Annotated in this window: 16 protein-coding genes; 8 read left to right on the top strand and 8 right to left on the bottom strand. The window is 67.7% G+C overall.

Annotated features, from left to right (window positions below; genetic code table 11):
• Window positions 1-2: 2 nt before the first annotated feature.
• The 5 genes from ABV518_RS08265 to ABV518_RS08245 form a co-directional block, all read right to left on the bottom strand.
• Window positions 3-1,292: an ABC transporter substrate-binding protein gene (locus tag ABV518_RS08265; RefSeq protein WP_367766405.1), complete on the bottom strand. Its 1,290-nt coding sequence runs from the start codon at window positions 1,290-1,292 to the stop codon at window positions 3-5.
• 141 nt (window positions 1,293-1,433) lie between these two features.
• Window positions 1,434-2,432 (bottom strand): LacI family DNA-binding transcriptional regulator, encoded by a 999-nt coding sequence (locus tag ABV518_RS08260; protein WP_367766404.1) that lies wholly within the window; start codon window positions 2,430-2,432, stop codon window positions 1,434-1,436.
• Window positions 2,433-2,534: 102 nt separating this feature from the next.
• Window positions 2,535-3,464 (bottom strand): alpha/beta fold hydrolase, encoded by a 930-nt coding sequence (locus ABV518_RS08255; RefSeq protein ID WP_367766402.1) that lies wholly within the window; start codon window positions 3,462-3,464, stop codon window positions 2,535-2,537.
• A 40-nt stretch (window positions 3,465-3,504) separates the two neighbouring features.
• Window positions 3,505-4,089, bottom strand: a complete 585-nt coding sequence (locus ABV518_RS08250; protein WP_367766401.1) for a histidine phosphatase family protein — start codon at window positions 4,087-4,089, stop codon at window positions 3,505-3,507.
• A gap of 158 nt (window positions 4,090-4,247) precedes the next feature.
• Window positions 4,248-7,757 (bottom strand): Ig-like domain-containing protein, encoded by a 3,510-nt coding sequence (locus ABV518_RS08245; RefSeq protein ID WP_367766400.1) that lies wholly within the window; start codon window positions 7,755-7,757, stop codon window positions 4,248-4,250.
• A gap of 205 nt (window positions 7,758-7,962) precedes the next feature.
• On the opposite strand from ABV518_RS08245, the gene ABV518_RS08240 reads away from it, so the two are divergent.
• Both ABV518_RS08240 and ABV518_RS08235 read left to right on the top strand, forming a co-directional pair.
• Window positions 7,963-8,814 (top strand): DUF6597 domain-containing transcriptional factor, encoded by an 852-nt coding sequence (locus ABV518_RS08240; protein WP_367766399.1) that lies wholly within the window; start codon window positions 7,963-7,965, stop codon window positions 8,812-8,814.
• Between the two features lie 115 nt (window positions 8,815-8,929).
• Window positions 8,930-9,325: a DUF1761 domain-containing protein gene (locus ABV518_RS08235; RefSeq protein ID WP_367766398.1), complete on the top strand. Its 396-nt coding sequence runs from the start codon at window positions 8,930-8,932 to the stop codon at window positions 9,323-9,325.
• Window positions 9,326-9,334: 9 nt separating this feature from the next.
• Here the strand turns inward: ABV518_RS08235 and ABV518_RS08230 are convergent, their stop codons facing one another.
• On the bottom strand, window positions 9,335-9,934 hold the full coding sequence (locus ABV518_RS08230; RefSeq protein ID WP_367766397.1) for a hypothetical protein: 600 nt from the start codon (window positions 9,932-9,934) through the stop codon (window positions 9,335-9,337).
• Between the two features lie 224 nt (window positions 9,935-10,158).
• Here ABV518_RS08230 and ABV518_RS08225 point away from each other — a divergent pair, with 224 nt between their 5' ends.
• Together ABV518_RS08225 and ABV518_RS08220 are read left to right on the top strand one after the other, a co-directional pair.
• Window positions 10,159-12,567: a phosphoketolase gene (locus ABV518_RS08225; RefSeq protein WP_367766396.1), complete on the top strand. Its 2,409-nt coding sequence runs from the start codon at window positions 10,159-10,161 to the stop codon at window positions 12,565-12,567.
• Window positions 12,554-13,384: an alpha/beta fold hydrolase gene (locus ABV518_RS08220; protein ID WP_367766394.1), complete on the top strand. Its 831-nt coding sequence runs from the start codon at window positions 12,554-12,556 to the stop codon at window positions 13,382-13,384. The genes ABV518_RS08225 and ABV518_RS08220 overlap by 14 nt, the downstream gene beginning before the upstream one ends.
• A 14-nt stretch (window positions 13,385-13,398) precedes the next feature.
• On the opposite strand, the gene ABV518_RS08215 is transcribed toward ABV518_RS08220, so the two are convergent.
• Window positions 13,399-14,724 carry a carboxylesterase family protein gene (locus ABV518_RS08215; RefSeq protein WP_367766392.1) on the bottom strand — a complete coding sequence of 442 codons (1,326 nt, stop codon included), beginning with the start codon at window positions 14,722-14,724 and terminating at the stop codon, window positions 13,399-13,401.
• Window positions 14,725-14,906: 182 nt separating this feature from the next.
• The gene (locus tag ABV518_RS08210) at window positions 14,907-15,395 is read right to left on the bottom strand and encodes an inorganic diphosphatase (protein WP_024818962.1); all 489 of its coding nucleotides are present in this window, start codon (window positions 15,393-15,395) and stop codon (window positions 14,907-14,909) included.
• A 153-nt stretch (window positions 15,396-15,548) separates the two neighbouring features.
• On the opposite strand from ABV518_RS08210, the gene dacB reads away from it, so the two are divergent.
• From dacB to hpt, 4 genes are all read left to right on the top strand, one after another.
• Window positions 15,549-17,036, top strand: a complete 1,488-nt coding sequence (dacB, locus tag ABV518_RS08205) for a D-alanyl-D-alanine carboxypeptidase/D-alanyl-D-alanine-endopeptidase (protein ID WP_367766391.1) — start codon at window positions 15,549-15,551, stop codon at window positions 17,034-17,036.
• 121 nt (window positions 17,037-17,157) lie between these two features.
• Entirely contained in the window at window positions 17,158-18,291 is a 1,134-nt protein-coding gene (locus tag ABV518_RS08200; protein ID WP_367766390.1) for a zinc-dependent metalloprotease, read from the top strand.
• A gap of 39 nt (window positions 18,292-18,330) precedes the next feature.
• Window positions 18,331-19,422: a tRNA lysidine(34) synthetase TilS gene (tilS, locus tag ABV518_RS08195; RefSeq protein ID WP_367766579.1), complete on the top strand. Its 1,092-nt coding sequence runs from the start codon at window positions 18,331-18,333 to the stop codon at window positions 19,420-19,422.
• A 30-nt stretch (window positions 19,423-19,452) separates the two neighbouring features.
• Window positions 19,453-20,004 carry a hypoxanthine phosphoribosyltransferase gene (hpt, locus tag ABV518_RS08190; protein WP_131132307.1) on the top strand — a complete coding sequence of 184 codons (552 nt, stop codon included), beginning with the start codon at window positions 19,453-19,455 and terminating at the stop codon, window positions 20,002-20,004.

Raw genomic sequence — 20,004 nt, 5'->3', positions numbered from 1 at the left:
GGTCAGAAGCTCGCCTTTGCGGTCTTGATCTCTTCGGCCATCGTCTTCACGGCGTCCTCGGTGGAGACAGCGCCGGAGAGGACGGCGTAGACGTTTTTGTAGATCGCCTGCGAGATCTGCGGGTAGACAGGGGAGATCGGCCGCGGCTTGGCGCCCTTGACGGAGGCGAGCAGTTCGGTGGCGAACGGCATCTTCGCCAGGACGGCGGCGTCGGAGTAGGCGGCCTCGTTGACCGGGGCCTGCGAGAAATCCATGGCCACGTGCTTCTGCCAGTCAGGGGTGGTGGCGAAATCGATGAAGGCCACGGCCCCGGCCTGGTTCGTCGAGTGGGCCGAAATGGCCAGGTTCCAGCCGCCCAGGACGCCGGAGGCCTTGCCGCCTTCCCAGGCAGGAAGCGGAGCCACGCCGAACGTGCCGGCAAGCGGGGACGCGTTGAGCAGGCGGTAGACGTGCGGCCAGTTGCGCTGGTAGCCGTAGTTGCCTGACTCGTAGGCCAGCCGTCCCGGGTCCTCGTTGTAGGTCAGCACGGCACGCTCCGCCGAACCGTCCTTGAGGCCCTGGTTCATAAAGTCGAGCACCTCACGGGTTTCGGGCGAGTCGATGGCGACCTCGCCCTGGCTGTCCAGCACCTCGCCGCCGGCACTGTAGAGCATCTCCAGGAAGTTGACGGTCAGGCCCTCGTACTGCTTGCCCTGGTAGACGAAGCTGTTGCCCGGAGCCTTCGCTGCCTCAGCGTAGAGCTGCTGCCAGGTCTCCGGCTTGGCCACCTTGTCCTTCTGGTAGTAGACGAGCCCGGCGTTGGTGAAGAACGGCGAAGCCCAGTACTTGTCCTCGTACTTTGCGGTCTCCACGGTGGACGGGATGAGCCGGTCCTTGTTGGCCTCGACGAGCTTGGTCTGGTCAAGGAGCCAGCCCTGGGAGGCGAACTCGGAGGTCCAGATGACGTCGGTGAGGAAGATGTCGCATTCGGTGGACTTGCCTTCGAGCCGCTGCACGGCCTGCGTGCGGGCCTCGTCGGTGGTTGCCCCGATCTCGGTGTACTTGGCGGTGACCTTGCCGTTGGCCGTGGTGAAGGCCTCCGCCGTGCCCTTGTAGATGCCGGAGGCGTCCTTGCCGCCGCAGATGTTGATGCTGCCGCTGGCGTTGGCCGCCGACGCCGGATCGGCAGCCGCCGCGTTGTCGGCACCCTGGGTTGCCGCGCCACCGCCGCACCCGGCGAGCAGCATGCCCGCCGCCATGGCCGCGGCCGCGATAACTGCGGGTCGTGGGGAAGTAAGTCGAATCAAGTCCACAAGTGGCTCCTTTGCCTTGCCGGCGTCTTTTCGAGTTCGTTGGAATCGATTCCAAATTGAGGGCAAAGTGCCCGACATGCATGTTTGGAATCGATTCCAAAGTAGTGTGACAGCCGCCACGCGAGGGTGTCAACCCCCGTCTTAGGTCCTGGTCGAGTCCCGCACCACGAGTTCGTGGGGGAGGAAGGTCCGGCCGCGGCGGTGTGCACCCGGCACGGTCATCCGCGCGAGGAGCTCCTCGAAGGCCAGCCGCCCCATGTCATATGCCGGCTGCCGGATGGTGGTCAGCTCGGGCACGCACATTTCCGCCTGTACTGAGTCGTCAAAACCTGCCACGGCGATGTCGTCGGGGACGCGCAGCCCGGCGTCGGTGATTTCCCGGACGCAGCCGGCGGCGACGGTATCACTGCCGCAGAACACGGCGTCGGGAAGGGGGTCGGCCGTCAGCAGTTTCCTGGTGAGGCGGCGCCCGGTGTGGAAGTCGAACTCGCCTTCGACGAACAACATCTGGTCAGGCGACATGCCCGCTTCGGCGGCCGCCTGGCGAAAGCCTTCCTCGCGCAGCCGGCCAGAGCGGGCGGCCCTGTTCCCGATCATCGCCAAACGGCGGCCGCCGGTTTCAATGAGGTGCCGGGTGATGTCGAAGGCGGCCTGCCGGTCGTCGATGGATACGCCGAACGCCGCCTCGGAGTCGGCGATCTCGCAGACCTGGACAACGCTGAGCTGCTCTGCCATTTCGTCGACGTCTTCATCCGGCATTGTTGGCGAAAACATAATCAGCCCGTCCACGGATCCGTTCCGCAGCATGTCCACCAGCTGCTGTTCCCGTTCCAGGTCCCCGGCCGTCGGGGCGATGAGGCTGACGTAGCCCGAGGATGCCGCGGCGTCGCCGACGCCCCGGAAGGCTTCGCTGATGATGGGCGAGTTCAGGTTCTTTGCAAGGGCCAGGATGCGCATGGTCCGGTCCCGGCGGAGGTCGCGGGCGGAAGCGAGGGGCCGGTAATTGAGCTGGCGGATGGCCGCTGTGACTTTTTCCTTGCTCGACTCGCTGACGGCCGGGCTTTTGTTCAGGACGCGGGACACCGTCCCGACTGACACTCCTGCCGTCTTAGCGACGTCCTGGACTGTCGCACGCGCCATTCGGTTGTCCTTCCGCGACCAGCGTCGCTGGTTCTTGCCGCCATGCCGTGCCGTGCTGCGGCCGGGTTTTCCCCAGCATAGCCGCACGCCGGCGGTCCCTCATCACGAGGCCGGTCCGGGCGTCTGACCGTCGGGGTTGGTACCCCGAAGCCATTCGAGTGCGTAGCCGGGCGCGGTGTCGCCTTCCTCGAGGAAGAATGCAACGTGGGAGCCGCGCATCCAGTACAGCTCGGAGCCTGCGATCCGCCGGTGGGCGTGCGCGGCGTTCTCCGGTGGCACACTCGCGTCCATGGTGGCGTGCATGATGAGCGTGGGGCAGGTGATGGCTTCGAGATCCAGTGGGGTGAGCCGCTTGAACGCCGTGGAGTCATTGTCGAACCCGGCGCGGCGCCTGGCCCATCCGGACGAGGCGATGTAGATGGCCTCAAGGTGTTCGATGCGGACGGGATCCGCTGCGACGCGCAAGGCATGGGCCGCGGCCTCCTCCGGGGATTCCCCGCCGAACCGTCGGAACATCATTTTCAGCATCGGGACGGCTGCACGGCGGAGCAACCATAACTGGAATCGGATGGACGGATCTTTCGCCGACAGCCTGGCGAACGGGAGCGGCGGGATCGGCAGGCAGACCGAATCAACCTGGACCAGTCGTTTGACCCGGTCCGGATGCCTGGCCGCCAGGGCGTACGCCGCAGGGCCGCCGCCGGAACCGGCGAACACCGCGAATTTGGCGATGCCGATGGCGTCCATCAATGCTGCCAGTGCGTCAGCCTGCTCTTCGGGCGTGCGTCCCGTGGCCAGCGGTGTTCCCAGGTAGCCTGGGCGGCTCGGCGCGATGATCCGGAATCCGTTGGCCCGGAAGAACTCGGTGGCCACCAGCCCTTGGTCACAGCCCCCGAGGGTTCCGTGCACGGCCAGGAGCGGCTCGCCGCTGCCCCGGTCGGCATATTCCACCGGGCCTGCGGCCGTGGCCGTCGTTGTGCGGGGGTGTGTAAGGCAGGCCTTTAGGTCTTCGGGCCGCAAGGGATTCGGCATAGCCGCGATACTGGCACACCTTGCGTGTCCGCAACACCCCTCAGGCGCCGGCGGTCTCCATGACCGGCTCGCCGTTGAAGTACTCAAGCTGCCAGCCGTCAACGGCGTGGTGGTGGGCAAGGTTAAGTGCCGCGTTGTCCACGCTCTGCAGGGTGCGGCCGATGGCGCGGCTGAGGCTCACGCGCAGGAGCGTGCCGTGGGCGACCACCAGGACGCGTTGGCCGCGGAACTCCTCGGCAAGGGCTTCCAGCGCGGTCAGCCCGCGGGAGGCTGCCTCATCGTCGCTTTCGGCGCCGCGGAAGCCGCCGGGAATGCGCAGGGCATCCAGTTCGGGGCCCGCCTGCAGACCCTCCGCGGGCCCGAAACTGCGCTCAGTGAGCTCCGGAACGCGCCGGGCCACGCTCAGCCCGAGTCCGGCGGCAATCAGATCTGCCGTCTCCGCGGCACGGCTCAGCGGCGAGGAGACGACCGCGTCCCATTCGTAAGCGGACACTACGGCGACGGCGTCACGCGCCTGGCCCCGGCCGACGTCGTTCAGCGGAATGTCAGTGGCACCCTGCAGCCTGCGCTGCGCATTCCAGTCAGTCTGGCCATGGCGGATGAGGGCGAAGGTTGTGAGGGTCATGCCCTCCATTCTCCCCGACAGCGGGCAGGCTCCGGAAACTGCCGCGTCGTCCAAAGACAGCAAAGCCGTCGCAGCACCCGTGATGCCGGGTGGGTGCTGCAACGGCCGTGCGTGCGGTTCCTCGAAGGGGGCCCGATGTTCGTTTACGTCAACTGCCGCTATTTTGACGCGAAGTAGCTGACGCATTCCCCTTCGGAGGCGAACCCGGGTTCAACGTTGGTGGCCCAGCCGCCGTTTGCGCAGGCGGCCTTTCCGGTCACGAAGGCCACTGTGTAGTCCTTCGTGGTGCCGTCGGGGGCGGTCACGGTGACGGCCGCCGGGTGGTCAGCCGTCGCCTGGACGATGGAAACCGCCGCGCTCGTGTCCAGCGGATACGCCGCCACGGTTGGTGCCGCCGCCGACGTCGTCAGCACCGTGTAGCCGGTGGTCCCGGCCGCAAAGCCAACCACTGACTTCTGCCCCACCAGCAGCCGGCCAAGATCAGCGAGCCCGGCCCCACCCAGGCGCGATCCCGCGATGGCCACTTCGGCAACCTTGGTGTACGAGCCCGGAGTTGCCAGCGCCACCCGGATGCCGCGCGTGGTGACGGGGCTGAAGGACACCTTGGCCGGCGCCGCCGTGCCCAGGCCGGTGACCGTTCCCGCCGTCGTGTCCTTCCACGCGCCGGTTGCATCCTGGTACTGGATGGTGAGGCTTTGCGCCGCCTTTTCGGCGAGCGTCACGGTCACTGAATCCACGGTGTAGTTGCGGCTGAAGGCGTAGTCCAGGGTGTCGCCGCTGCGGCCTCCGCTGACCCAGTTCGACCAGCGGGTCGAGGTGTTGCCATCGCAGGTATTCTTCGCGATGTAGGAGCCTTCGGTGTAGCTGGCGGTGACGGCGGTGGTGGTGTCGTCCTTGCAGATGTGGCTGCTGGGGACGCGGTCCACCACGAGGACCGTCAGCTGCGCGTTGAGCGGTTTGTCGCCGTCCGCGCCGGTGGCCGCCTTGCCCGGGACGGTGGCGGTTCCGGCGGCCTGCAGCGCAGCAGGATCAAAAGCGCTCCAGTCCCAAGTGACAGCGAGGCTGTTCCTTGCCGTTCCAATGCCGATCTGCCCCGGCACGGTGGCCGGTGCCGCGGCCTGGACTTCGGCCAGCGTTGCGCCGGTGCCCACCGTGGCGGATACGGGGTCGGTGGCCGTGTACTTTCCGACGGCCACGGTGACCTTGGCGGCGTTGAAGGCCTGGCCATACACATCAGTGCCGCTACCGGTAACGGTTACCGTGCCACGTTTCTTCCAGACGGCGGGGTCAACCGCGTCCCACTGGACCGGCACGGGCCGGCCCTCGCCGTTTTCGTAGATCGGGGTGACGGTGGCGGGAAGGGAAGGCGCGACGCCGATGGGCGTGCTGAGGTCCACCGGTTTGATACCGAGCAGCGCCAGGTCCGCAAGGTCCGTGAACCCCCAGGACTGGTGCGTGCTGCCGGTTGCGGTGGCCGTAGTGCCGGTGGAGGAGCCGAGCGCGACGGCCGTTCCGGCCGCAGTCTGGTTCCCGGAAACCTGCAGGGCGATGGCCGCGGCTGCATTCACCAGGGACCACTGCTTGCCGTTTTCGGTGGTGACAATCCACTGTGCGGAGGGGGAGGTTTTGGCCTGCTCCAGGCCCATCGCAGCCAGGGCCGCGGTTCCGGACTGGCTCGCATTCAGCACGCCGCCGTTGCCGGTCAGCACCCGCCCGTCCCTGTTGGTGACCACCCAGCGGCGGTCATTGGCGTACTCAGCGCCGCTGTCCACGGCGTGGAACGTCCACAGTTGCGGGGTGACTTCCGCGGCCGTCGTTCCCAGCTCCTGGATGGAGGCTGATCCGTCTGCCCGTCCGGTGAGGTATTTGCCGCTGGCATCGCCGGTGAGGTGGTAGCTGTGGCCGTCCTTGACCGGTGCGGCGTCCTCCGCAACCCCGCTGACGCCGTCGACGACGAACGTCACCACGGAAGCGGCGGGAACCTCAAGCGTCGCGGACTTCGCCGCGGCGTCGACGGCGACCGGGGCGCCTTTGACGAGCGCGTTGCGTTCGATGTCATCGAGTGGGGATTTGGTGGTCACCACGGGCGTGACGGTGGCGCCGGGCGCGATGGCGGCGAAGCGGCTGAGGTCGATGGTGACCTTTTCCGCCGTCGGGGTGTCGTTGAAGTGCACCAGAGTGGCGCCGTTGCCGTCAGCGTCCAGGGCGCTCGCGGTCTTGGCGTTGTCGTTCTGGATGAGGAAGTCGCCGGGCCGGATGTAGTGCGTGAAGTTCCGGGTGGTGTTGTACTTCTGGTTGGTCAGGACACGGCATTTTGCCTGATCCCGGGACGCGCCGTCGTTGAGCCGGCGGTTGGAGTAGCCCTCGCGGCCCTCGTAGTTGCAGTCGAAGTCGACGTAGATCGAGCCCCAGCCCTTGTCGCCCTTTTCCTGCTTGTAGGTGTCCTCCACGGGCTGCCAGAAGACCCAGGCGTCGGGCTCGAGCTCGCGGAGGTCGTTGACCATGCGGCCGGCGATGCCCAGCCCGTTGGTGATGTTGGAGCGGTCCCAGCCGCTGGTGGAGTCGCCGAGGGCCGGGTTGCCGGGCCAGAATCCGCCCACTTCGCTCATCCAGAGTGGCTTGTCCGTGGAGTTCGCCAGGTCGCGGACCCGGCGGCGGTCGCTGGTGCCGTAGGTGTGGACGTTGAGCTGGCCGACGGCGTCCTTTGCCGCCTGGCTGTAGCCGTTCCAGTTGGTCATGAACTTGGTGGGATCGGTTTCGTCCATCGCGGAGATGACGGCGTCCGTGGTGGTGCCGTCCTTGGCGAGTTCGGCGGCGAGCAGTTTGGTGACCCGGTCCTGGGCCGCCGGGTAGATCAGTGCGCCCTCCTGCTTCTGCGTGTAGCTGGTGGGCGGTTTCCCGGTTGCCGGGTCGATCGCCGTGCCCCAGTAGCCGGAGTTGGGCTCGTTGAACGGATCGATGGTATCCACGGTGATGCCGCTGCCGGTCTCCAGGAGTTCGACGGCGTTCTTCATGTAGGCGGCGAACTTGGCTTCCGCCTGGGGCAACAGGTTTTCACCCTTGTTGGAGTTGACCTGGCCGGAGACATAGCCGCTTTTGGTCATAAACCAGGGCGGGGAGTTGCTGAACGCCTCCCAGTGCGTGATCTGCTGGTCAGCGGCCAGCCGTTCCACCCACCAGCGCTGGTTCCGGTCGGCGTCGGGGTTGTAGGAGGCGGGATCGTCCGGGTTCCACTGGTCCAGGAACGCCAGCTTGTTCGCCTGGGCCGGATCCACGGAGCCGTCGGGGTTGTAGAGGTTCGACCCGGCCGTGCCTGCCGCGGGTCCGGTGACCGGCTTCCACCAGCCTTCCACGGCGCTGCCGTCGTTGAGGTAATCGGGCACGTCCGAGGCGTTTCCGCCGCCCACGTTGTAGCGGGCGATGTTGAGGTTCAGTCCGTCCTCGCCGAAGACCTTCTGGTACAGCTCCTCACGCAGCTCGGGGGAGTAGCCCGCCGTCGCGTTGGCGAACCAGACCAGACTGGTGCCCCATCCTTCGAACGCCTCGCCGCGGCTGGCAGGGTTTGGGGTGATGGTCACCGGGGTTGCTCCGTCTGCTGCTGCCGGGAGTGCGGCCGGCAGGATCGCCAGCCCGGCCATGGCCGTCACGGCTGCTGCCAACGCAGCCACCGGCCTTCGGATTCTTCGTGCGGAAAACGCCATTGTTATACCTCATGGTCTCAGGGGAAGCGGTGCTGATCCGGAAAGCCGGGCACAGCGAGACTATGTTCGGGATGTTTCCGCTTCAAGGGATCCGAACAGGCTCGTTCGTGCTCGGTCAGAGGTGTTCACACGGCATCCTGCCCGGGACGCCGGCCCGCCGTAGACTGCTGGTGTGCTCTACGAGGAGTGTCCCGCCCCTGCCCGGCTGCGGCCGTATGTCAGCCACTTCTGGTTTGTGCGCGGCGAACCGGCGGCGAAGTACGAAAAGATCCTTCCCGGCCCCTTGGCGCACCTGGTCCTTAACCTGTCCTCGCCGTACCGCCTCATCGATCCGTTTGCCGCGGCTCCGGACCTCAGGGCGACGGAAGTGGCCGTCGGCTTCTACGCAGGCATCCAGCGCAGCTACCTCATCAGCGAGAACCCGCCGCAGCTGTTCAACATCGGTGCCGCGCTGCAGCCGTACGGCATCCGGGCACTCACTGACGTGCCGCCGTCGGACCTGCAGGGAAAAGTGCGCGACACTGACGGTTTCCTGCCCGGCTTCACGGGCCTGCGCGCTGGCCTGATGGAGGCCGATCCGGCCACTGCGTTCGCCGCCCTTGAAGGCTTCCTTTCCTCCCGGCTCCGAGGCGGAGCGGACCAGCGGACGGTCGAGGCTGCCGCGGTGTTGGCGGCGGTGGACGTACCCGTGGCCGGGCTCGCCCGCCGCCTGGGTGTCAACCCGTCCACCTTGCAGCGCACCATGTTCCGCGACTGCGGTATCACGCCCAAAAGCTACGCCGATGTCTGCCGTTTCTACCGCTTCGTCAACGCCGCTGCCCGCCTGCCTGAAGACGGCTCAAGCGGGCGGGAGCTGCTGGGGCTGGCCGACTACTACGACCAGCCCCACCTGATCCGCACCTTCCGGCGCTACAGCGGCTTCACGCCGTCGGAATACCTGCGCCTCATCCGGGAGCACGGGCCGGAATACGCCACGTTCGTCCCGCTTCATAGCGTGGGGGACAGCCCGACGGCGGCACGCTGAGGAAGTGCGCATCCCGCCGCCCGGCGGTGCGGCTTTTGTACAAGACCCAGCCCGCCGGCGGGCATAAGCTCCAGCCAAGGGACGCTGCCCGACGGCGTCTCCGGGAAGGACGGCTGTGGTGGGATTGGACATCAACTGGCTGGGTGTACTGCTGGCGGCATTGGCAACGTTTGTGGTGGGCGGCCTGTGGTACTCGGTGCTGTTTGCGAAAGTGTGGCAGCGCGAGGCCGGCGTGACGGACGAGCAACTTAAGCGCGGGACCGTCCGCGTTTTTGTGGGGTCGTTCCTGCTCGCGCTGGTCATGGCGGTGGTGCTCGCCGCGTTCATTGGCGACGGCGGCGCGGGCTTTGGCACGTTAGCCGGGCTGGCCGCGGGAGCGGCCTGGGTGGCGGCCGCCCTGGGAATCAACTACCTGTTCGAACGCCGCAGCTTGACGCTGTTCACCATCAACGCCAGCTACAACATTGTGGCGTTCACGGCGATGGGGGCGATCATCGGCGCCCTGCAATAGCCGGGGCGGTCAGCGCACCTCGAGGATGAGGGCGAGCAGTCTGGCCGCGGCGGGGCGGGCAGCGTGTTCCTCGGCCCACTGCGACCTGGCCACCGCCTTGCTCACGGCCTGGGTGGTGATGCCGAGTTCCTGAGCCACTGCCTTCTGCTGCCCGCGGACGCCGGGGGTCATGAGGTCCAGGACCCGCCATTCAGCGCCGGACCTGTCCCGCACAATATGGCCCAGGAGCCGCAGCACGGCCTCGGCCTCGTAGGCCACGTCGGCCAGGGGTCCCTCCACGGCCACCGGGACCCGGTCCTTGCCGTTCCGCAGCCGCTCCACGGCGCGGCGGGCGTAAACCAGGCCGTGCCCGGACGCGTCCTTGATCAGGTTCGGCAGCGGCTCATTCACGGGACCCACGCCGATGCCCACGTACCAGGAACCGGAGCGCAGGGCGATCAGCGCAGCCTCCACCGCCTGGTGCGGACAGTCAACGATGCCTTGCACTTCGTCTTCCACCGAGCGGTCAAAGTCCAGGCGCGCGGGGATATGCCGCAGGTCCTTGAGCAACTGCGGCACCCGGTCACCATCGCGCCGGCTGTCCGTTTGATTGATGGTCAGCGTGAACATTCTGGGTATACCCTACCCGGTGGCACGCATCACGGAAGTGCCCTTTTTCAGGCCTGGCCAAGCCTGGCCGCAGAGCTGGTTTGGACGGGCGGCAGGGCCTGCGGTCCGGCAGATTCTGCCACGCGGAGAGAGCGGCTGGGGAACCGTAGAGGTTGCCAGCGCGGCAGTCTTCTGTTCGGATGGAGCGACGGCCGCCCCGGCGGCGACGCGACGTAAGGATGGCTATGGCCGGCAACTTGGCGCAGGACGAACTTGAACTCGTGGACCGCTGGTGGCGGGCCGCGAACTACCTCTCGGTTGGCCAGATTTACCTGCGCTCCAACCCGCTGCTCCGGAAGCCGCTCGATGCCGAGGACACCAAGTCCCGGCTGCTGGGCCACTGGGGCACCACCCCGGGCCTGAACTTCGTCTACGCGCACCTGAACCGGCTGATCCGCCGGGACTCCCAGGAGATGCTGTTTGTTGCCGGGCCCGGCCACGGCGGTCCCGCAGTGGTGGCCAACGCCTGGCTGGAGGGCACCTACTCCGAGATCTACGGGCACGTGGGCAACGACGAGGCCGGCATGGCTGAGCTGTTCCGGCAGTTTTCCTACCCGGGCGGCATCCCCAGCCATGCGGCACCGGAAACGCCGGGATCCATCAGCGAGGGCGGCGAACTTGGGTACGCGCTCGCGCACGCCTACGGGTCGGTGTTCGACAATCCCCAGCTGGTCACCGCCGTCGTGATCGGGGACGGCGAGGCCGAAACCGGACCGCTCGCGGCGAGCTGGCATTCGCACAATTTCCTGGACCCTGCCGCGGACGGGGCCGTGCTGCCCATCCTGCACCTGAACGGCTACAAGATCGCCAACCCCACGATCCTCGCACGGATGCCGGAAGCCCAGCTGGAACAGCTGCTGCGCGGCTACGGCCACGAGCCGTATTTCGTCACCGTCGCCGACCCGGACAACACCGCCCAGGCGCACCGGGATTTTGCGGCGGCACTGGAGGCCTGCCTGGACGGGATCCGCGCCATTCAGGACTCCCACCGCGGAGGCGACGCGGACGCCGTCGAAGGTCAGGACGGGGCGCCCCGCTGGCCCATGATTGTGCTGCGCTCGCCGAAGGGCTGGACCGGCCCGAAGACGGTGGACGGACTCCAGGTGGAGGGCACCTGGCGGAGCCACCAGGTGCCGCTGTCCGAGGTCCGCACCAACCCCGAACACCTGAAACTTCTTGAGGGGTGGCTGCAGTCCTACCGTCCGGACGAGCTGTTCGACGGCGATGGCAGGCTCCGGCCGGCTATCGCCGAGGCCGCCCCCACCGGCGATTTCCGGATGAGCGCAACCCCGCACGCCAACGGCGGGCAGCTGCGCCGCGCACTGGAACTGCCCGACTATGAGGCGCACGCCGTGGACGTACCGGAGCCCGGCACCGAGCGGATCAGCCCCATGATCACGCTGGGTTCGTGGATGCGGGATGTGATCTCGCTGAACATGGAGAACTTCCGCCTGTTCGGGCCGGACGAGACGGCATCCAACCGCCTCCAGAACGTCTATGAAGTCACCAACAAGGTGTGGCAGTACAGGATTGACGACGCCGACGAGCACCTTGCGCGGTCGGGCCGGGTTCTGGAGGTGCTCAGCGAGCATCTGTGCCAGGGCTGGCTGGAAGGCTACCTCCTGACCGGACGGCACGGCGTGTTCAGCTGCTACGAGGCCTTCATCCACATCGTCGATTCCATGTTCAACCAGCACGCCAAATGGCTGAAGGTGCACCGCAAGCTTCCGTGGCGCCAGCCCGTGGCGTCGCTGAACTACCTGTTGTCCTCACATGTCTGGCAGCAGGACCACAACGGGTTCTCGCACCAGGACCCGGGCTTCATCGACCACGCGGTGAACAAAAAGGCCGAGGTCATCCGCGTGTACCTGCCGCCGGACGTGAACACCCTGCTGTCCGTGATGGAACACTGCCTGGCGTCCACGGACTACGTGAACATTGTGGTCAGCGGCAAGCAGCCGTCGCCCACGTGGCTGGGGCCGGCCGACGCCGAGCACCACTGCCGCCGCGGCCTGGGAATCTGGGAATTCGCCGGTTCCGAGGTGGCGGGGGAGGAGCCGGACGTGGTGCTGGCGTGCGCCGGGGACGTGCCCACGGTGGAAACAGTGGCTGCTGCCGAGCTGCTGAAGAATGGTGCCCCGGGGCTGAAGGTCAGGGTGGTCAATGTGGTGGACCTGATGCGGCTCCAGGACGTGAGTGAGCACCCGCACGGCCTCCCGGCGTCGGACTTTGACGGAATTTTCACCCCGGACAAGCCGATCATCTTCGCGTACCACGGCTATCCGTCGCTGATCCACCGGCTGGCCTACCGCCGGACCAACCAGGAGGGCCTGCACGTGCGCGGCTACAAGGAGGAGGGGACCACCACCACGCCGTTCGACATGGCCATGCTCAACGGAATCGACCGCTTCCAGCTCGCCATCGACGCGATCGACCGCGTTCCTGGCCTGGCCGAGAAGCACTCCCTGCTGCGCCAGACGCTCCAGGACCGGCGGATCATGGCGCGGGAACACACCCGCACCCATGGGGAGGACCCGGAGGAGATCCGGACCTGGGCGTTGGGCGGAGGGAACCGTCCCCATGCCATGGCTTGACGTGCTCGGCAACGACATTCACTACACCGACTCAGGCCACGGCCAGTCGGTGGTCCTGCTGCACGGCCATGCCTCCGCGGCGGCGTGCTGGGAACCGATCATCGCGGAGCTGGAGCAGGACTTCCGCGTACTGGCGTACGACACCTACGACCACGGCTGGTCCTCGAACTCGCCGCGGCAGGGACCGCTGGTTGACCGGGCGGCAGAGCTGGAGCGCTTCATCGGTTCGCTGGGCCTGGAGAACCCGGTCATCGTGGGGCAGTCCATGGGCGGCATGACCACTCTTCGCTGGGCCGTCCGCCATCCCGGCGACGCGGCCGCCCTGGTGGTCTGCGGTATGGGCTGGCCGCTGGTGGTGCCGCCGCCGGGGCAGCCCGGCCAGCCGGAGAAGTTTGAGGTGTTCAGCTCGCTCGACGCCGACGAGCGGATCTGGCTGGGGGTGGGAAACTCCTTCACAGACGAATGGATCGCTGCCAACCCGCTCGACCACGCCCGCTACATCCGGGTCCGGTCCACGGCCGCGGCGATCGAAGCCGCCCGCCATCCGCGCAGCCTGGAGGCAAGCCAGGGCGAGTTCCTCAGCGCCGACGCCAGGGAGGTTGACGCGTTCCAGAAGGGGCTGGAGTCAATCACGAGCCCGGTGCTGGTGTTCATCGGGGACGCTGAGAGGCCGCGCATCCGCCGCGGCGCCGAGCATGTGGCCGCAACCGTTCCCGGCTGCCGCCTGATCGTCGTCGAGAACGCGGGCCACAACGCCTACTTCCAGCGGCAGGACCTTCTTGTGGCGGCCATCCGCAATGCTGTCGCAGGTACCTGAAACCTCCCCCGGGGTTACTCCGAACGGTACTGAAGGGCGCCGGGGATGCCGCCTGTTTCGGCCAGGCCGTCCCCGCGGGCAAACGCTGCCCACAGGCTGCGCAGCTCCCGGCCCACGGTATTGATCTCCTCCCACGTGGATCCCGTGAGGAGTCCGGCAGCTGCCCAGGTTTGCTGGTTACCGAACAACAGCGGCAGGTCAACAGTGTGCGCAGCCCGGTAGTAGTTCCCGGTGGCGCCCCAGGAGATCACGTAGCTGTGGGCCTTGCCGCCGGCGCGGGCGTGGCGGCGGGCAAACTTCCGGGCTGCCCGGCCGTACACCGCCTCCGTCACAGCCCAATTAATGGCTTGGACGGCGGCGTTGCCGATGCCGGGAACCTTGCCCAGCCGGCTGACGAGGGGGCTGCGGGGCAGGAACAGACGTGCCTCGTCGGCAGTGTGCCCGATCAGCACCTCGATGTCCGGGGCCGTGGCGTTCCAGGCCGCCTCAATGTCGGCCTCGGGTGGCAGCGGTGCGTGGCCGTACTGCGTGCCGAACGGCATGGCGGCCATCAGCCCGTATTTCCGGGCCACCTGCGAGACGCGGTCCTCAACGGCGACGACGTCCATCGCAGGCGTGTCCTCGGTGACGGCCTCGGCCGCGATGCCCATGGCGTGGCTCATCTTGTGCCGGCCCCGGATGATCCCCAGCGGTGCGCTCTGGATGATGGCCCGCTGGAAGAGCGACGGCGCTTCAGGGGTCGCCATGAGATGGGCCACGGAATCGCCCCCTGCAGACTGCCCGAACGCGGTGACGCGGCCGGGATCGCCGCCGAAGGCCGCAATGTTGCGCTGCACCCAGCGGAAGGCTTCGAGCTGGTCCAGCAGGCCGAGGTTCGCGGGCCGGCCCGTGCCGGTGGCCAGGTATCCGAACAGTCCCAGCCGGTACGTCACGGACACAACAATGATGCGGTTCTCGGACACCAGGGACGTGGCGTCGAAGATGGCCAGGTCGCCTGATCCGGAGGTGTAGGACCCGCCGTGCAGCCACACCATGACCGGGACCTGCTCGCCGTCGGCAAGGCCCGCGGGAACGGTGATCGAGAGCCGCTGGCAGTCCTCGCTGCCGGGGAGCTCGCCGTAGCGGGTGCCCAGGACGTCGTCGAGGAACGGCACAGGGCCCTGCGGGCAGGCCGGGGCGGGTGACGTTGCGGCAAACGCCGTGGTCCAGTCTGTCGCACTGACAGGGGGGCGGAAGCGGCACGCGGTGGCGTAGGGGATGCCCGTTGCGCGCAGGACGTCACCGTCCCGCCATCCTCTGACCGGACCGCACGGGGGACTAAACAAAGGCTCGGAACTCACGGGTCAACGATTCCACAGTTTCCTGATCCGCCGCTGACAACGCGCGAACTGGCAGGTGTGACCCTCAAAGCGCGATTTTGGGGGTCATATGTGCCAGTTCGCGCAAGGGGGAGGGGCGGGTTAAACGACGACGGCGGGTGGCGCGGTTCCTGAGGAACTGCACCACCCGCCGTCGAACGCTTTTAGTGCGCGGCAGGCACGTAACGCTTGATGGAGGCTTCCAGCTCGGCCTCGGCGGCGGCGCGGTCGCCCCAGCCTTCAGCCTTGACCCACTTGCCCGGCTCCAGGTCCTTGTAGCGGGTGAAGAAGTGCTCGATTTCCTTGATCAGGAATTCGCTGACGTCGCTGACTTCCTGGATGTGGTCGAAACGGGCGTCAACGGGAACGCACAGGACCTTGGCGTCTCCGCCGCCGTCGTCGGTCATGTTGAAAACGCCGATGGGGCGGGATTCGACGATGACGCCGGGGTGCAGGTCGAAGTCCTGCAGGAGCACCAGCGCGTCCAGCGGGTCGCCGTCCTCACCCAGGGTGTTTTCGAAGAACCCGTAGTGCGTGGGGTACTGCATGGAGGTGAAGAGGACGCGGTCCAGGCGGACGCGGCCGGTCTCGTGGTCAACTTCGTACTTGACGCGGGATCCCTTGGGGATCTCGATGGTCACGTCATGCTTCATGGAATGCTCCTCGGCAATTGCAGGGGGTGCGCGGCACAGTAGACGACCAGCAAAAAGGAGTGTCGGTGCCGCCGACTACTATTGAGGATATAGCGAGAGGCCCAAGTTTCAGGAACTGTGGGGAATTTTCAGGACTTGAGGACCAGCACCAACATGAAGGAAACATCGGGCCCCGGCGCGTTCACGGACGGATTCCGGCGCACGTTCCACCGCGGACTGGGGGCCTGGCCCACTGCGCTGCTCCTGGTTTTGATCGTCGTCCTGGCCCTCCCCGCCGGCTGGCTGCTCGCCCCGGCTTTCATCGGCCCGGCCCCCGTGGAGGCGCCCGAAATACCGGCCTGGCAGCAGGCCCCCGCGTCGCTTTCCGCCCGGCAGGGACTGTCTCCGCTCACGGACTCTGCGCCGGTACCGCTGCCGGCGGCCGTCACGGCCCAGCTGGAACCGGTGTTAAAGCCCGACGGCGGCGGCACCTTCACGGGGCTGGTCCAGGATGCGTTCACGGGCCAGGTCCTGTTTGACCGCGGCGGTTCGGAGAACCGGATTCCGGCGTCCAACATGAAGCTGCTGACCGCGGTGGCCGCCTTGCGGGTCCTCGGACCGGACGCGCGGTTCAGCACCAGGATCATCACCGGTCCCACACCGGACCAGGTGGTGCTGGCCGGCGGCGGCGACGTCCTCCTGGGAGCGGGTGTGTCCGCGCCGGACGAGGTGTTGGGCCACGCCGGGCTCGCCACCCTGGCCGCGGCTACGGTGGCCGCGCTGCAGGACGCCGGCGCAACCGGAGAGCTGAAGGTCCTGGTTGACGATTCCCTGTTCAGCGGCCCGTCGCTGAATCCGGCCTGGGCGGGCGGCGATGTTGAAGCCGGCGAGGTGGCCCCGCTATATCCCCTGGCGCTGAACTCGGCTCGGTTCGATCCCGCCGTCACCACGGGCCCCCGCCCACAGGATTCAGCCGTCACCGCCGCGGAAGCGTTCGCCGCGCAGCTCAAGGCAGCAGGTGCCGCCGCGGGACTGACCGTGGCAACCGGCGTCGGGCGTTACACAGTGCCGCAGACGGCTGACCGTAACCCGGAGGTCCTGGCCGAGGTCCAGTCCGCCACCGTGGGCGAGCAGGTCGACCTGATGCTCCAGACCTCGGACAACTACCTCGCAGAGGTCCTGGGCCGGATGGCGGCCGCGGCGGAGGGCCAGCCGGCCAGCAACGATGGCGCCACAGGCACCGTCCGGGCGCAGCTCACCGAACTCGGGATCCCTACGGACGGGATGCGGCTCGCGGACGTGTCCGGGCTGGCACTGGACAACCAGGTGTCGGCCCGCCAGTTCGCCGAAGTGGTGCGCGCCATCACCTCCGGGACGGACCTCAGGCTCCGGGCCGCGCTGGCCGGGTTTCCGGTGGCCGGCCTGACCGGAACCCTGGACACCCGCTACGGGGACAGCTCCACCGCCCGTGGCGCGGGGCTGGTTCGGGCCAAGACCGGAACGCTGAATTCGGTGATCGCGCTCAGCGGCTACGTGGTGGACGCCGACGGCCGGCTGCTGGTTTTCTCGTTCATTGGCAACGGCCTCACCCCCGGGTCGGGCGGCAACAAGGAAGCCCTGGACCGGGCCGCCACGGCGCTCGCGGCCTGCGGCTGCCGCTAGGAATACTGGCTGGGTCAGCACTGAATCGCCGAGACCGGTGGCCCGGGCTGTGGGCCTGCAGGCGTTCGCCGGTGAGCGAACTTAAGGACGATCCGTGGTCCGCTGTGTTCTGATGGGAACTATGGAGTCCACCGCACGTGATACGTCCGCACCGGCGCCGTCCAGCCCGGCCCAGGCCCTGATCAACTGGGACCTCGCCGCGTCCACTGCCGCGCGGCTGACATCCGCGGGGCCAGTGCTTTCCCCGGCGGAGATCGGCGACGCCGTGGACAGCCTGCGGCGGCTCGCTGACGAATCCGTGCACCACGTCCACCAGATCACCGGCCTGGAAGCGGCCAGGGACCTGCGGGACTCGTCGGTGCTGGTGGTGGATCGGGCATCCTGGGCCAAGGCCAACACCCAAAGCTTCGCGGTGATGCTCAAGCCGGCCATGGAGAAAATGCTGGAAAGCCGCCGCGGAACGGTCAGCCCCGCCGCGGCAGCCGTCAGCGGCGCCATCACCGGCAGCCAGCTGGGCGCCGTCCTGGCCTTCCTCTCCAGCAAGGTCCTGGGCCAGTACGACCCCTTCGCCGCCCTCGCCGAAGGCTCCACGGCGCCGGCCGGCGGCAGGCTGCTGCTGGTGGCCCCCAACATCGTGACCGTGGAGCGCGAACTCAACGTCACGCCCGAGGACTTCCGGCTCTGGGTCTGCCTGCATGAACAGACGCACCGCGTGCAGTTCGCCGCGGCACCCTGGCTGCGCCACCACATGCTCTCCGAGATCGACAACCTCAGCGTGCACCTGCTGGGCAACGTTGACTCCCTCATGGAGCGTGCCTCCGCCGCCGCCCGCTCCCTCAAGGACCGGACCGCCACAGGCGGCACACCGGGCCGCGGCGCCATCCTGGACCTGCTGCAAAACCCGGAGGAAAAGGCATCCCTGTCCCACCTCACGGCCGTCATGAGCCTGTTGGAAGGCCACGCGAACGTGGTGATGGACGCCGTCGACGCCAGCATTGTGCCGTCCGTGAAGACCATCCGGCAGCGCTTCAACGACCGCGGCAAGGACCGCGGCGTGATCGAAAAGTTCATCCGCAACCTCCTGGGCCTGGACGCCAAGATGCGCCAGTACTCCGACGGCGCCAAATTCGTCCGCGCCGTGGTGGACGTCGCCGGGATGGAGGGTTTCAACAGGGTCTGGGAATCCGCGGACAACCTGCCCACCGAGCCCGAAATCCATGACGCCAGGATCTGGCTTGACCGGATGGGCCTCTAGTTGCCTGAAGTGCACAGCGGACGACGGCGGCCCGGCAGGCTGGCGCCCGTCGTCGGCACAGCGCGCAAGGCGCTCCAGAACGCACTGGCGGACGCCGGCTATCCCGCGCACGTGATCGTGGCGTGCAGCGGGGGCCCGGACTCTCTGGCGCTCGCCGCCGTCGCGGCGTACTTTGCCCGCCGCGGCCATGTGGACGGACATCCTGTGACGGTGGGGGCCGTGGTGGTGGACCACCAGCTGCAGCCAGGCTCGGCCGAGGTGGCCGCCCGCACCGCGCAGACCCTCACGGAACTTGGACTCGCCCCGGTGGAGGTCCGCACCGTTGTTGTCGCGCCCACCGGCATGGGCCCCGAAGCTGCCGCCCGCGACGCCCGCCACTCCGCCTTGGACGCTGCCGCCGCAGGCCAGGGCGCCGCTGCCATCCTGCTGGGCCACACCCTGGACGACCAGGCCGAACAGGTCCTGCTGGGACTGGCCCGCGGCTCGGGGACCAGATCCCTGGCCGGAATGCGCCCTGCCCGCGGGACGCTGCTCCGGCCGTTCCTCGGGCTTCGCCGCGCGGACACCCTGGAGATCTGCGACGTCGAGGAACTCGACCCCTGGCATGACCCCAGCAACGCGGACCCGTCCTTTGCCCGCTCCCGGACCCGCGTGGAAGTGCTGCCGATGCTCGAAGAAAAGCTCGGCCCCGGCGTCGCGGAGTCCCTGGCCCGGACGGCGTCCATTCTGCAGTTGGACGCCGACTACCTTGAGGACGTGGCGGAGAGCACCTTTGCTGCCCTGGTGGAGCGCTCCGGCGTCGACGTCAGCCTTCCGGAGGAGGCGTTGGGGGACCTGGCGCCGGCCATCAGGTTCCGGGTCATCGCGAAGGCGGCGGCCGACGTCGGGGGCCAACAGCCCAGCTACCAGAGGCTTCTGGCGGCGGAAGCGCTGCTTCGGCGGCAGGGTTCGGCCGGGCCCGTTGAGCTTCCCGGCGGCGTGAGTGTGTACCGGCTGTCGCTGGCCCAGCTGGAGGCGGCAAACCGGCCCGGTGCGGTCGCCGGCCAGCCCAACGGCGGCAGTCCCGTTCCCCGTGAGGGCGCCCGCTGTGGGAAGCTAGTATTCCGGCCTCAAAAACCGCCCCAAAATTAGTCGCACCCCGCATCTACACAGGAGCCATTGGTGGATTCAAACGACGTCCAGGCAGACCTCAAGCACGTTCTCTACACCAAGGAACAGATCCAGCAGCGGATCGCCGAACTCGCTGCCGAGATCGACAAGGACTACGAAGGCCGTGAAATCCTCATTGTTGGTGTGCTCAAGGGTGCCGTGATGGTCATGGCAGACCTCGCCCGGGCACTCCACAGCCACATCTCCATGGACTGGATGGCTGTTTCCTCCTACGGCTCCGGCACCCAGTCCTCAGGGGTTGTCCGCATCCTCAAGGACCTGGACACGGACCTCATGGGCAAGGATGTGCTGATCGTCGAGGACATCATCGACTCCGGCCTCACGCTGTCCTGGCTGAAGACCAACCTGGAATCCCGCGGCACCGCTTCGGTGGAAATCTGCACCGCCTTCCGCAAGCCCACCGCCGCCAAGGTGGAGATCGACGTCAAGTACGTGGGCTACGACATCCCCAACGAGTTTGTGGTGGGCTACGGCCTGGACTACGCGGAGAAGTACCGCAACCTGGACTTCGTGGGCACGCTGGCCCCGCACGTCTACGAGTAA

The sequence above is a fragment of the Arthrobacter sp. HS15c genome, from assembly GCF_040812005.1.
GTDB lineage: Bacteria > Actinomycetota > Actinomycetes > Actinomycetales > Micrococcaceae > Arthrobacter.
The sequence above is the reverse complement of the archived record's forward strand: the minus strand, read 5'-3'. Positions and strand labels throughout refer to the sequence as shown.

What these genes read in the sequence shown, in the direction of transcription:
- ABV518_RS08255 (WP_367766402.1), bottom strand. Translation starts at nt 3,464, where the DNA reads ATGCCGAATCCCTTGCGGCCCGAAGACCTAAAGGCCTGCCTTACACAC.
- ABV518_RS08220 (WP_367766394.1), top strand. Translation starts at nt 12,554, where the DNA reads ATGCCATGGCTTGACGTGCTCGGCAACGACATTCACTACACCGACTCA.
- ABV518_RS08225 (WP_367766396.1), top strand. Translation starts at nt 10,159, where the DNA reads ATGGCCGGCAACTTGGCGCAGGACGAACTTGAACTCGTGGACCGCTGG.
- dacB (WP_367766391.1), top strand. Translation starts at nt 15,549, where the DNA reads ATGAAGGAAACATCGGGCCCCGGCGCGTTCACGGACGGATTCCGGCGC.
- ABV518_RS08200 (WP_367766390.1), top strand. Translation starts at nt 17,158, where the DNA reads ATGGAGTCCACCGCACGTGATACGTCCGCACCGGCGCCGTCCAGCCCG.
- ABV518_RS08230 (WP_367766397.1), bottom strand. Translation starts at nt 9,934, where the DNA reads ATGTTCACGCTGACCATCAATCAAACGGACAGCCGGCGCGATGGTGAC.
- ABV518_RS08250 (WP_367766401.1), bottom strand. Translation starts at nt 4,089, where the DNA reads ATGACCCTCACAACCTTCGCCCTCATCCGCCATGGCCAGACTGACTGG.
- ABV518_RS08210 (WP_024818962.1), bottom strand. Translation starts at nt 15,395, where the DNA reads ATGAAGCATGACGTGACCATCGAGATCCCCAAGGGATCCCGCGTCAAG.
- ABV518_RS08260 (WP_367766404.1), bottom strand. Translation starts at nt 2,432, where the DNA reads ATGGCGCGTGCGACAGTCCAGGACGTCGCTAAGACGGCAGGAGTGTCA.